The organism is Pseudoalteromonas sp. M8 (assembly GCF_018141365.1).
Lineage (GTDB): Bacteria > Pseudomonadota > Gammaproteobacteria > Enterobacterales > Alteromonadaceae > Pseudoalteromonas.
Genome location: NZ_CP047239.1, coordinates 107,815 through 121,432 on the forward strand (window position 1 = coordinate 107,815; position 13,618 = coordinate 121,432).

At 42.9% G+C, this 13,618-nt stretch carries 9 protein-coding genes; 3 read left to right on the forward strand and 6 right to left on the reverse strand.

Annotated features, from left to right (window positions below):
- Nucleotides 1–2 precede the first annotated feature (2 nt).
- Entirely contained in the window at nucleotides 3–1,178 is a 1,176-nt protein-coding gene (locus tag GSF13_RS00440; RefSeq protein WP_010605440.1) for an efflux RND transporter periplasmic adaptor subunit, read from the reverse strand.
- A gap of 203 nt (nucleotides 1,179–1,381) precedes the next feature.
- Between GSF13_RS00440 and GSF13_RS00445 the strand changes: the two genes are divergently transcribed.
- Together GSF13_RS00445 and GSF13_RS00450 are read left to right on the forward strand one after the other, a co-directional pair.
- The gene (locus GSF13_RS00445; RefSeq protein ID WP_174169210.1) at nucleotides 1,382–2,305 is read left to right on the forward strand and encodes a sensor domain-containing diguanylate cyclase; all 924 of its coding nucleotides are present in this window, start codon (nucleotides 1,382–1,384) and stop codon (nucleotides 2,303–2,305) included.
- 106 nt (nucleotides 2,306–2,411) lie between these two features.
- Nucleotides 2,412–4,118: an alkaline phosphatase D family protein gene (locus GSF13_RS00450; RefSeq protein ID WP_211865567.1), complete on the forward strand. Its 1,707-nt coding sequence runs from the start codon at nucleotides 2,412–2,414 to the stop codon at nucleotides 4,116–4,118.
- 62 nt (nucleotides 4,119–4,180) lie between these two features.
- On the opposite strand, the gene GSF13_RS00455 is transcribed toward GSF13_RS00450, so the two are convergent.
- From GSF13_RS00455 to GSF13_RS00470, 4 genes are all read right to left on the reverse strand, one after another.
- Nucleotides 4,181–5,125 carry a hypothetical protein gene (locus GSF13_RS00455; RefSeq protein WP_211865569.1) on the reverse strand — a complete coding sequence of 315 codons (945 nt, stop codon included), beginning with the start codon at nucleotides 5,123–5,125 and terminating at the stop codon, nucleotides 4,181–4,183.
- 343 nt (nucleotides 5,126–5,468) lie between these two features.
- A complete protein-coding gene (locus GSF13_RS00460) occupies nucleotides 5,469–7,364 on the reverse strand; it encodes a S9 family peptidase (RefSeq protein ID WP_211865571.1) in 1,896 nt (631 codons plus the stop codon).
- 221 nt (nucleotides 7,365–7,585) lie between these two features.
- Nucleotides 7,586–8,695, reverse strand: coding sequence for an alkene reductase (locus GSF13_RS00465; RefSeq protein ID WP_211865573.1), 1,110 nt, complete (start codon nucleotides 8,693–8,695; stop codon nucleotides 7,586–7,588).
- 102 nt (nucleotides 8,696–8,797) lie between these two features.
- Nucleotides 8,798–9,685, reverse strand: coding sequence for a LysR substrate-binding domain-containing protein (locus GSF13_RS00470; protein ID WP_211865581.1), 888 nt, complete (start codon nucleotides 9,683–9,685; stop codon nucleotides 8,798–8,800).
- Nucleotides 9,686–9,799: 114 nt separating this feature from the next.
- Between GSF13_RS00470 and GSF13_RS00475 the strand changes: the two genes are divergently transcribed.
- Nucleotides 9,800–10,984 (forward strand): MFS transporter, encoded by a 1,185-nt coding sequence (locus GSF13_RS00475; protein ID WP_211865583.1) that lies wholly within the window; start codon nucleotides 9,800–9,802, stop codon nucleotides 10,982–10,984.
- Between the two features lie 283 nt (nucleotides 10,985–11,267).
- On the opposite strand, the gene GSF13_RS00480 is transcribed toward GSF13_RS00475, so the two are convergent.
- The gene (locus GSF13_RS00480) at nucleotides 11,268–13,616 is read right to left on the reverse strand and encodes a hypothetical protein (RefSeq protein WP_211865585.1); all 2,349 of its coding nucleotides are present in this window, start codon (nucleotides 13,614–13,616) and stop codon (nucleotides 11,268–11,270) included.
- Nucleotides 13,617–13,618: the final 2 nt, after the last annotated feature.

The window sequence follows — 13,618 nt, forward strand, 5'->3', positions numbered from 1 at the left end:
TATTAGTTTAATCCTTGTGAAGAATCGTTTGGCGTCATCGCAACCACTTCTGTGGCGATGTTATCTGGCAAGGTAAGCGTCACTGAGTTTGGGCTTATCGGCATGCCAGGGCCTACACGCGCTGGGCCATTCACCGCGATACGCTCTCCTGCGGCTAAACCCGACTCAACAGCACGAAATTCGCCATAGCGATTACCGAGTGTGATTAGACGATATTCAAGTGTATTAGCGTCGTTGACGACAAGAACAAAGCGATTTTTAAGATCCGTACCCACTGCGCGGTCTGGAACTAATACTCGATCGTTTTGCTCACCGGATGAAAGACTCACTCGCGCAAACGAGCCAGGTCGTAATTGTCCACTATGGTTATCAAAAGAAGCGCGTACTTTTAGGGTTCCGGAGTGGTCATCAATGGCGTTGTCAATAAAGTCTAGCTCACCCATGACTGGCTGTGATTCACGGCCCAATAGCTGTAATTTCACAGGAAGCGGCTCACCTTCCGTCACTGATGCAAACTGGCTATTCCAAGTTCGCTCGTCGATATCAAAATACGCATACATCTTATCGGTTGCGACTATCGTCGTAAGCAAGGTGTCGTTTGCTCTAATGGTGTTACCTTGAGTGACCTCAGCAAATGAAATTTTGCCGCTGATTGGTGCTGTGATCTTGCTAAACTCTAAGTTTAGTTGAGCTGCTTTAAATGAAGCGCGAAGCGCATCTAGTTCGGCTTCACGCTGTGCGGTAAGCGAAACACGGGCATCGACTTCTTCGGTTGAAATCGCTTTTTGCTTGCTTAATCGAAGCGCACGCGCTGACTCACTTTTTGCTTGCGAAAGGGCCGCTTCGGCACGTTTCACTTGTGCGGCAAGACTGGCAACCTCAGCCAAGAAAGTTCTATCGTCCAGCTCAAATAAAACATCGCCTTGGTGCACCGTATCTCCTTCTTTGAAGTTTACCGAGCCGATCACTCCCGTGACCCGAGCGCGAAGTGCGACTTCGTTTGGAGAAGAAAGGCGTGTTGTATAGGTGTGCCAATCAGCAATGCTAATTTGCGGTGTTGCTGCTACATCAATAGGTTGAAGAGGCGGAGTTTGACTGCTTGCCTGCTCAGCTTCGCCACATGCACTTAGCAATAGCAAAGCAGAAATAATCGTTGCGAGTTGCGTTGGTTTTAACATAGTTCCTCCTTTGTGTATGGAGGTAACTATACGTTTCATTTGTTGCATTAAACATAAGTGAAATGGAATATGATTGGTGCTAAATTAGAATCAATTGATGTAGATAACGAAATCAAAATGTCTTTTTTGTGTGATTTGCGCGAGATCTAAGATAAATCTTCCCGATTGATTTAGAATAACAAAAAGCCTAACGGAATTGAATTATGTCTAACGCTAACCATTTACAATCCCTACTGAGTGAAGTGCTCAATAAAAGTGACGATGCAGTTGCTATTGTTAGCAACAAGTCGGTTCTTGAATTTTGCAATAAAGCAATGGCGAAGCTAATTGGACAACCCTCGTCTCACATAACAGGACGCACACTGAGTAATATCTTCGACCCACAAACAGACGATACGTTTGATGATAGAATCGACGGGGATGAACTCACGGAATGGTTTTTAGGCTTAAGCAACGGCTGTGAATTAGACTATCCAGAAATTGAAATTGATACCTTAAGTGGTGAGTTCTTCAGATTACGATGTTTTTCGCTGCAGAATGATGCCTTTGTTATCTACGGAGATAACATTACCACAACAAAAGCGATGCATAGCGAACTCGATCACTTACGTAAAGAGCTCGATTTTATTACTAAAACTGACCCATTAACGGGCGTCGCCAGTCGTAGGCAGTTAAGCGATAAAATTGACAGTCAAATTAGGTTATATGAACGTTACAGAACACCATTTAGTGTGATACTGACCGACCTCGATAATTTCCGTGCAATTAACGAGCAATTTGGCCATGAAGCGGGAGACCTAGTGCTGGTTCACGTGAGCTCGCGACTCTCTGACATGTTACGAGACACGGATTTAATAGCTCGGCTAGGTGGAGAGGAATTTGCTCTGGTACTCCCTAATACCGGCTTAGAGGGAGCAATCTTAGTCGCCGAGCGGGCACGTATTATGATAGAGCAGGCATCATTTCAAATTGCGGTCGGTGAAGAGGTCGATATTACCAGTTCATTTGGGGTTGCAGAATTTGGCGCAGGTGAGTCTGGCGTTGAAAGCATTATTCGTCGTGCAGATACGATGTTACTAGAGGCCAAAAGCAGTGGCAGAAATCGCGTTGTTCCAAACCCGCACTAATTAAGACCAATCGTTAAATTGTAACAATGCTTAACTAAGCTAGTTCCTTCAAGTAGTAGATAAGTGCGCCCAATATGGCGCATTTTGCAGTTAAGGAACAATAATAATGGCAAGTTTTACCCGTCGAGATTTTATTAAAAGTGCATTAATGGGCGTTGGCGCAGCGACAATTAGCGTCTCGTTAGTAGGTTGTGGCAGCAGTGATAGTAAAGCGGTTGCAAGCAATGATTTTGCTGTCGCATTTAACCATGGTGTCGCAAGTGGCGATCCTTTGGCTGATAGCATTATATTATGGACGCGAGTCACTCCTGAAGGCACACCTAACAGTGTGGATGTCACTCTACAAGTATCAGAATCTGAAGATTTTGCTGTCTTACTACAAAGCCACCAGCTTGCCGCATTAGCAAAAAACGATTACACCGTTAAAGTAGATCTTAATGGCCTTGCTGCAAATAGCCGCTACTTTTATCGCTTCGTCACTAAGGAAACGCATTCACCCATAGGTAAATGCAAAACCTTGCCCGTCAACGATGTAACTCAGGTAAAACTTGCCGTCATGTCTTGTGCAAATTATCCGGCAGGTTACTTTCATGTTTATGCAGAGGCTGCAAAACGCAGCGATTTAGACGCGGTGTTACACTTAGGTGATTACATATACGAATATGGTATGGGTGGGTACGCCACTGAAAATGCCGACGCCATGGGGCGAGGGCTGGATGCAGATAATGCGAGCGAGATTATTACATTAAATGATTATCGTCGTCGCTATGCAAAATATCGTACGGACCTTGGTCTGCAAGCTCTCCACGCCAGTACGCCATTTATTGCGGTATGGGACGACCATGAAGTATGCAATGACTCATACATGGATGGCGCTGAAAACCATAACGAGGGAGAAGGGGAGTACGCTGCCCGCAAACTTGCTGCACTGCAAGCTTACTATGAATGGATGCCTGTGCGTCCGATGGTTAAGGATCAACTTGAGAGCCTCTATCGTAAATTTGAATTTGGCGACTTGTTATCACTTTATATGCTAGATACTCGTCACGAGAGCCGAGCTAAAGCACTCGACTATCAAAATTACATTGACCCCACGACAGGACAGGTGGATTTTGCCGGATTTCAGGCGGATCTCACCGCGCCTTCGCAACAGCTTTTAGGCGTAAACCAATTGACTTGGCTCACCGATAATTTGAAAAATTCAACAGCGAAATGGCAAGTTTTAGGGCAACAAGTATTGATGACTAAAATGATGATCCCAGTCGAGCTGCTCATGTCTCTTGCCAACCCTTCCGCACAAATGCCGACGCAATTAACAGAGCTTGCTCAAATAAAGGGCAGGCTGCTTGCTGGTGACTCAACATTGTCTGCACAAGAAAAAGCGCGAGTCACGTATACTGCACCATATAATTTGGATGCATGGGACGGCTACCCGATTGAACGTGAAGTAATTTTACAAACAGCAAAAGCGGCCAATAAAAACTTAGTAGTCGTTGCTGGAGATACGCACAACGCCTGGTCAGGTAAGCTCTGCGATGCAAGCGGAGCCGTTTGTGGTCAAGAATATGCGACAGCTTCAGTCAGCTCTCCAGGGCTTGAGTATTACTTGCAATTAGGCGATGAGCAGGCGCTACAATTCGCTGAGGCATTGCAATTACTAGTCGATGACCTTGAATATGCCAATATTCATCAGCGTGGTTATTTAACGCTTAATTTCACAAAAGAGAAGGTGGAAAGTGAGTGGCATTTTGTCAATACAGTCAAGCAAGAGCAGTTTGAAAGCCACAATAAACAGCGCGAGCTTTTACTGTAGTTACAGCAAGCTATTCGCGCTACGCTTCTTGTAAAGCGGCGTAAAAAGTGTGTAAAGGGGCTTTACAGCCCCTTGCATTTAGCTATTTTATCTTGCGAAAGAAGCGGTGTTGCCTTAAACGGCTTCTTTTTACCTCCCTTAACTTTAACCTTTGCAATATCTAAATATTGAAAGTCGCCAGGGGCGTTAAGACGCCATAAATTTTTTGACTGTTCAGAAAAGCAAAACTCTCCCGTATCTCCATGTATCAACAGCAACGGATAACTGAGTTGAGCCGCATATTCTGCAAGTGTCTCTCGATATAACTGATAACCATCGCACTTAGCTTTTGAGTTTTTATCACAACGTCCTGAATGCTTCTCTTTTTGATATAGGTCGGCTTGTAGAAATATCACCGCGGCTTTACGGTTTGGCGTCAACAAGCTGTCCAACCACTTGATATTCTCTACATCACGACGATGAGACTCTTCGTGCACTACTTTTTTATCGGATAATAAGATTTGTCTGCGACCATTGTTGGTGCCTGGTACATGCAAGGTTAAAAACTGCACATCATCCACTATCCAAGATTGATTTTCTGGTACTGTTTGCTGGCGTTTAAAGGCCGGTAGCTCAGGTGTTTGCACCGCAAAATGTTTACGGATGAAATCCAATCTCTCTAATTCATCAAACCTAGGGTTTAGGGTCTCACGGTCACAGTCAGTCCAATCATTGTCTCCGGGCGTGAATACAAAAGGTTGACTACTTACATTTGAGATCAGGGCATAATTATCTTTAAGCAGCTGGTCTGTACAGGGCTCAGCACCGGATTTCATATCACCTACGTGCACCATAAAATCATGCTGTATATCATTTACCTTTTCGTGCAGAGCACCATTTGGCATCAACATGCCTCTGTCTATCTCCGTATAGGGCATATCACCAAAGACTAAAAATGACGTTGCCGAGGCCTGAAATACACTGAGCATAGGCATCAATGCCATGGCGAATAATTTAACGAGCTGCACAATAATTCTCCTTTATGTTAGCCCCTATCATACATCAACTCTGTGACAGAAGAAGTCGCTCTCTCAATAAAAAGCGCCGCTAATTGCGGCGCTTTGCTACTTAACCTGAGCTGCGGATAATTAATGCCTTTCTAGCAGCCAGTTTTAGCGCTAACTTCGTTGAATTCACTTCCAATAGCCAGCTATTGGTGCGTAAATTCGCCTTGCCTACAGGATGTAGGTACCTTAGCGAGAGCAGGACGCGGAAGCGGTGTTTTCCTTAAAACTTGCTGGCTAGACAAGGAAAAAACTAAGTTGTGGCTTAGCAACAATAAGTTGGAACATTCCTTATCCAAACCTCAGGTTACTTAAGATGTTTTTCGAAAAAAGCTAAAAACTCAGTAAGCGTCTTCACTCTATGTGCTTGATAACTCAGATGGTGGTTGCCATCCTCGAGCTCTATGTATTTGAACTTCTTGTTATGATCTTCAAGTTCATCTGCCATGTCACGACTATGATTCACTGGCACGACTTTATCGTCATCACCATGAATAAGTAACACGGGACGGTTAATCTGCTTAGCGTAGTTAACAGGAGATTGTGCTTTAAGTTTATCAATATCTTGTCCAAATTGGTCACGAACAAGCTCTTTGTTTGTGAAAAAGCGCGCACGACTGACTATCGACTCTAAGTCTGTAACACCGGCAAAACTTGCTGCACATTGAAACGTTTCAGGATGTTTTACCACAGCCATTAGTGCCGCATAGCCGCCGTAACTCGCACCACCTATACAAATTTTATTTTTGAGTGCATACTTTTCTGCAATCAACCAGTTTGCCGCATCTTGTAAGTCATCTTGCATCTTTCCTCCCCAACCTTGATTTGCTTCATTAAAGAAGTCAAAACCATAACCAAAAGAGCCTCTAAAGTTAGGTTGGAAAACTACAAAGCCTCTGCTTGCCAATAGTTCAGACCAGTAATCAAAGCCAGCGTAGTCGCGAGAGTATGGTCCACCGTGTGGAAAGATGATTGTTGGAGCAGCCGCATCGAATGCTTTAGGTAGGGTTAAGTAACCCTCAATTTCTAGGCCGTCACGCGCTTTAAACGATACCCTTTGTTTGCCCAAATAATTGTCACCGGTAATATCAGGATATAAACGTCCTAACCCCGCTAAAGAGCTGGTTTCTCTGTCACCAATCAGGTACGTACCAGAGTCTTGGTCAGAATCGCCGTACGCTATGTATTTTTTATTATCCGCGCTCATACTTATAACAACGGTGTCGTAGTTTGGTAATGCCGCTTTAAGTGAGCGTTGAAGGCGTTTGCGGTCTTCGTCCCAGTAAATTCTCGAGTTATCAAGGTTGGAATGGCTGAAGCCTATGGCTCTGCCGTCGTGTGAATAAATGATACTGCCATCAAAATCATAGTCCGGATCGGAGAAAATAAGCTGAGGTAAAAGCGGGCGTTTAGTAATATCTGCTTTAAACAGCGCATTTTTACCATTATGAAGTGCGGTGAGGTAGATAATATTTGGGTCTTTATCAAAGCCAAGAATATGGATAGCTTCCGGGCCACGAGCCTGAAAGGTATAGAAATCGGTTAAATCCTTCGTCTCATTATCATAGAGCATATAATAGGCAGTGATCCCTTCAAACCCATAACCCATTCTTACATTGCCTTGTTGATCGGCTATCCAGCTAGATATTTTTCTTCTTGCTCGAACAACTTTCTCGCGTCTATCTTTAGCTATATCTAAGATATAAACGCTCGGCTTGTTTGCCATATCAAAGTCAGTTTGAACCAATATCTTGTTTGGTTGTTCTGGCAGTATGCTAATCACGTCATCTTGAAATTGTGCCGAAATTTCATAGCGATAAGCACGGTTGATTTGAACTAATTCATCCGTAGGATTTTTTAAATCAAATTTAAATAAACGAGATGAGGTGTATTTTACACCTCGCTGCACTTTGGTGTAATTCGCACCAAATAAGAGCATGTCATCACTGGCCCAATCGTACCAACCAAGTGCTATCGTTTTATTATCAGTTTGCAGGATATAATTTTTTTTATGCGTTTTTAGGTCATGAACAGTAAGAACAAGGTTTCCTTCATAATTTTGTAAATACGCAACGGCCTTACCACTGGGTGAGAGTGAAACTTTACTCATATTAGGTAGTTGTCCGTAACTCTCTACGGGTAACTGGGCGTTAGCAGAGATGGTGCAGAGCAGTGCAGTGGCAAATAGAATTATATTTTTCATTTTCTGAAGTATAGTGTATTAAGTTCCTTTAATTTGCCAACATTATTATCTATTTTTAGACCAAACTCCAATCTATATACATTTACATAAACTATCATTAGCGGTAATTCAGGAGAAACAAGCACAAAAGTTAGCTACATTGTGCTCACCTTAAAATGGTCATTATTGGGGCTGCGTACGCATTAAATAATTCATACGCAGATTGAAAGCTAACTTTTAGCCTATTTTACGTTAATTGGATTTGAGGCGTGAATTTGATAATCAGTATAACCTTGTTCACCTCCACCAAATAATGTCTCAGACTGATGTTCATTTAAGAGCAAGTCATTTGCCAGCCTGTAGGGCAAATCAGGGTTTGAGATAAAAGGACGACCAAACCCAATCATATCAGCCCAACCTTCATTAAGAGCTTGTTGGGCGCGCGCTTTCGTATACTTTCCGGCATAGATCAACACGCCATTAAATGCCTCTCTAATTGCGTATTTAAAATTCAGAGGCATATCTGGCGCGTCTTCCCAATCCGCTTCTGCGATGTGTACGTAGCATACGTTGAGCGCAGTTAGCTGTTTAATTGCCGCGAGGTATGTCTGCTCAGGGTTTTCATCTACTGTACCATTTAAGGTAGTAAGCGGCGCAAGTCTAACACCCACTTTGTTACTGCCAATTTCTTCACTCACCGCCGTCACGACCTCACGCAAAAAGCGAATGCGGTTATCAACAGAGCCACCATAGCCATCAGTCCTTTGATTTGAGTGAGAGTCTAAAAATTGATTAATCAAATAACCATTCGCTGCATGCAGTTCAATTCCATCAAATCCTGCTTGCATCGCGTTTCGTGCAGCGTGTCGATATTCGTTAATAACGTTATTGATGTCTGCTTGGGTCATTGCTCTAGGTGTTTGAGCTTGAATAAAATCAGGGGAGTCATTTTCATCGATGAAAACTTTCACACCCTGAGCTTGAATTGCTGAAGCTGAAATCGGCTGAAGCCCACCGGTATTACTTTGGTGCGATACTCGCCCAACATGCCAAAGCTGCGCAAACATAACACCGCCTGCATCATGCACTTGTTTTGTGACTCGTTTCCAGCCAGCAGCTTGGGCACCTGAATAGATCCCCGGTGTCCAAGCATACCCCTTACCGAGTTGCGATATTTGTGTCCCTTCACTAATAATTAAACCAGCCGTAGCACGCTGTGCGTAATAAGTTGCCATCAAATTGTTAGGAATATCCCCGGGTTGACTCGCCCGCGAGCGGGTCATAGGCGGCATCACTATGCGATTGCTCAATGTTTTACCAGCTAAGTTAATCGACTCAAATAAATCAGCCATTTGGCCTCCTCAACGTTTATTTTCACTATGAGAAGCTTAACGATTTAAAATATTTTCATTAACCGCAATAAATACAAAATATATTTGTAAAAAATGAAAAAACTATAGCGTGAGCCTAGGCGCAATGTAGTCTAGAAATGCCGAAATCCGAGATGATACACCGCTATTTTGATAATACACGGCTTGTACTGCTTCTCTGCGATTTGGCGAAATAATTTGCTCGGTAAAAACTTCAACAAGTCTTCCGGCTTTTATATCTTGCCTCACCATAAAGTTAGATAGCAGTGCAATGCCATGGCCTGCAATACATAATTGCCTCACGGTCTCACCACTGGATGCGCTAATGGAAAACTTGAGTTGTTGCGGATTTTGTAAAGGCCAGACGTTGAGATGTGGGGCATCGGTAAAACCTATCAAGTTATGATATGGAAGATCAATCAGTGATTCATTACCTACAAATTTACTTAAATAGTCAGGGCTTGCTACAAGATGAAGTTTACTGCGACCTAACAAACGAGCATGAAGATTAGAGTCAGCCAAGTCACCAATTCGTATTGCGATATCGGTTTTATGCTCCAGCAAATCGATGATGCTGTCATGACTTGTTATTTCCAAAGTAATATCGGGAAAGGCCTCATTAAAACCTTTTAATATAGGCGTAAGCTGGTGAAAAACGAAAGGACTTGCAGCATCCACTCTTAATTTACCAGCTGGCGAAAATCGTAACAGCTTTAACGCCTCTTCACCTTGCTCAATGGTATTGAGTGCCTGCCGCGCATAGCGTAAAAATAGCTCTCCTTCTTCGGTTAACTCTATCCGTCGAGTCGTTCGATTGAATAGGGTTACACACAGGGACTTTTCCAGTCGAGTTACTGCTCTTGAAACCTTTGCAACTTGTTCGTCCATCAGATTTGCTGCAGCGGAAAAACTCCCAGTATCGACAACACAGATAAAAGCTTCTAGATCTTCGGTTTTTGAGCTAACGGTCATGTGTATTCCTTTTCATTTTCTACAAAAGTATTTTGTCATTTTCGCTATTTTTTGCAAATAAAAAAGCTTTCACACTACACCAACTTATTGCTTATCACGTTAAAAAGGTTATTTATGCCGCTTGCATTACTGGCGCTGACATTAAGCGCATTTGCCATTGGTACCACCGAATTTGTCATTGTTGGTTTAGTACCGACCATTGCTTCCGATTTATCAGTTTCGCTGCCAAGTGCAGGTTTACTGGTGAGTTTATATGCCATTGGCGTTGCTGTTGGTGCGCCCGTTTTAACCGCACTGACAGGGCGATGGAATAGGAAATCTGTATTACTTAGTTTGATGGCACTATTTGTCTTTGGCAATCTGCTTGCGTGGCAAGCGCCAAGTTATGAAAGCCTCATTTTAGCGAGGATCATGACAGGACTCGCTCATGGTGTGTTCTTCTCGATTGGCTCTACGATTGCAACTAGCTTGGTCTCAAAAGACAAAGAGGCAAGTGCCATAGCCATTATGTTCACGGGACTGACCGTTGCGCTCGTAACAGGTGTCCCCTTGGGTACTTGGATTGGCCAACAGTTTGGCTGGCGAGCCACTTTTCTAGTAGTTTCTGCTTTAGGTGTTATCGCTCTCTTGGGAAGTGCATTATTAATTCCAAAGAACCTAAAGCAAAGCGCATCTGCCAGTCTATCTGAGCAGGCAAAAGTATTATTGCAACCCAGATTACTGCTCGTCTATCTTATGACCATACTCGGCTACGGTGGAACCTTTACAGCATTCACCTATCTTGCGCCAATTTTACAACAGGAAGCTGGTTTTAACGCCGCTACAGTCAGTATTATTATGCTGGTTTATGGTGTATCTGTTGCAGTTGGCAATATCTATGGCGGAAAATTAGCAGATAAAAAGGGGCCGATAAGCGCTCTGACCATCATCTTCGCGTTACTCTCGGTCATTTTGGCTGTGTTGACATTTACCATGCAGTCGAAAGTAGGCGTGGTGATCACAGTACTAGTGTGGGGAGCATTTGCTTTTGGAAATGTACCTGGTCTTCAGGTCTATGTTGTACAGCTAGCCGAAAAGTTTAGTCCAAAAACGGTGGATGTCGCATCGGGGTTGAATATCGCTGCCTTCAACGTTGGAATTGCGCTCGGCTCTGTCTTAGGTGGCCAAATTGTTGAAAATATGTCGCTGCAGGACACTGCTTGGGTAGGGGCACTTATCAGCACTGCAGCCTTATTAGCAACCCGTTTTAGTGGCTATCTAGATAACAGATCTTTATTGAAGGCTCAAGTTGTAGAGTAGGTGGCGGCTCATCCGGAGGAATTTTGCTAAAAGATCGCCACCTGAAGTGGCTCCTACGAAAGGCAATCTTATTTAGCAAATATTCAAGCCACACTAAAATAGGAGCAGGTTAATCCTGCGAGCTTTTGTTAAAGATCGCCACCTGAAGTGGCTCCTACGAAAGGCAATCTTATTTAGCAAATATTCAAGCCTCACCAAAGTAGGAGCAGGTTAATCCTGCGAGCTTTTGTTAAAAGATCGCCACGTGAAGTGGCTTCTACTAAGCTAAAGTGCAAGTGCTACACTATTGTTTGGGGATCGCATTTCCTTTAAACGACACTTTGATATTCGTCACTTTACTTAAGTCATAAAGCTGTGGATTTTTCAGCTTAATTGACCAAGTGGTAAACGGAGTTGGTTTAAAGTAATTAATCGCATAATCGTTTGCGATTGCACCACTGGTGATTGGATCTATGCGCGTCGTTTCACTATCTAACAGCTCGTAACTTACCAATCGGTATAACGACTCTGCACTAAATTGATAGTATTGCCCTTTAAACCTATCTTGATATGAACCACTAGATCTTACTTCGATATCATAGCGCTGGTTCTCATTTAACCCAGAACCTTCTAGTACAACATTGACCTCGTCTAATCTAACTCGATCAAACTGGGAAAAATCAATATCTTCCAACGACAGCGTAAAGCTCATTTCACCGTCTTGCGCAAAATCCAGCAATTGCTGCGGCGCATCTAACTCTTCTATGGTGAGCATAAAATCTTGAGGTCGAGGGTTAAAACGCAATAATGACGCGGCCTCTTGTTCACGTAGTAAAGCTAAGTCGTGACGGTATTCTTGATAACTTTGATTAAGGCTTGGTGTCACTATGGTGTCATCAAGAGACCAGTAGCTAAATGCCGCCTGATAGTTTGTTAGTGCAACAAATATTGGCCGTTTTAGATTATTCAAAGTCCGGAATAGCTGTTCCTCCATGTCCTGAATTTCATCTAGACTGTTTTGATTATTTTGTAAAAATGCATCTATACGATTGATCTGTTTAAGTTTTGCATCAGCGGTGATGCGCAAATCTATCTGTCTAGATTGCTCCTGGGCAATATCAATCTCTACAGCAACTATTGCCTTACCATGATTAATCAACTTTTCGATAGCAACAAGGTAGTCACTTGCACCATCAATGTCTTCATCTATGGCCTTTTTCATTTGTGCCTTAGCAGTTATTAAAAATTCGTCCCAAATTCGATTTGCCTCTTCTTTGGTCGGAATGAGTGAATTAAGGCGATTGAACTCTTGTGCAAGCTCACTACTAGAAAACGGATCAGCGGTTTTTTGTGATAACACGTTTAACTGGCCGCTAACCGTTTGTACTTTATCCATTAATGACGCGATATCATCAATTTTGGTTTTTAACTCATTGATCTCTTGGATTGTGGCGGGCAAGCTCGCAACTAAGTCTTTCAAGCCACTGGTATCTCCCCCCGCAGCACCCGCAAATGCAGTGCCCGCACTAATTACGGTTTCAAGTACTTTAAGCCCAATTTCAGTGATTTTATCTAGTTTGTAGTCCAAAATTCCTTGTTGAAACTCGACCCCAGAATAGAAGACATTATTTTCTTGTCCGCTGAATGCTGCTTTTTGTTCATCAAGTGTCTTTACCAAGCTCGTCAGTTGCTCTACAGAGCGAGAGATAATTCGTTGCTCAGCAGATGCAACGTCGAATAGGTTATCCTGCATTAAAGTGAGATCTTGGCGTTTGTTTTCTAAACTTCGACCTTGTTGCTGAAAATTACTATAGCTATCCTGATATGCTTCCATCGCTTCAATATATGCTTTAATCGTTAACTCATAAAAGTCGCGGGATAGGCTAGGCACATAGTTTTTGTTAAGTGTTGCGTACGACAAAAACTGTTTAAAGTTAGCAAGCTGCAAGTAAAAATTCTTTGCTTGAACGGAAGATTCTCTAACATCATGAGCTGCGTTTAAAATAGATTCAGGCCAGCTCAACATCTCGATACTTAACGCTGGATTTTGATCATAGATAGAAGCCGCCATATCGAATGACTTTTCAAATGCATCTAAAAAGTACTCTTTATGCACAGAGATGAGTGACGTTAACGCTGGCGAAACAGGCGTTGCAAACTTATTGCCTTGTATTACCTGATATAGCGTACCAAACGAATCCGGTGCAATACTAAAGCGTTCAATTTCACCATCGCTTGGCGAATGAGCTGTGATTATATTGATATTGGCCTCAACTTTATCAGCCATAAATACCAATGTTGATGCTTGAGCATTTTGGGTGTCTACATTGATACTCACCGTACCATTACCCATTATTTTACGTGCGACGATAAAAATTCGTTTGTTTGGCGCATCGAAAATCATGTTTCGGTCGATTTCCACCGTGTCAGCAGCAATGACGATAGTATTATGATCTCTTGCACTAGTAAGCACGTCATTCAAATTGACATGTAAGGCCGAGACCAAATAATTTTGTGTGTCTATCTGTTGTTGATTTGAAGTCGTAACGCTCGGTAGGTTTTGACTTAGCTCAAGATTATATAGCTCATTCCAAGTCGCAGCTTGGCTCGAAAAAGCGCAGCCAATCAACAGGCTGAGTAAAGTTGGTTTCATAG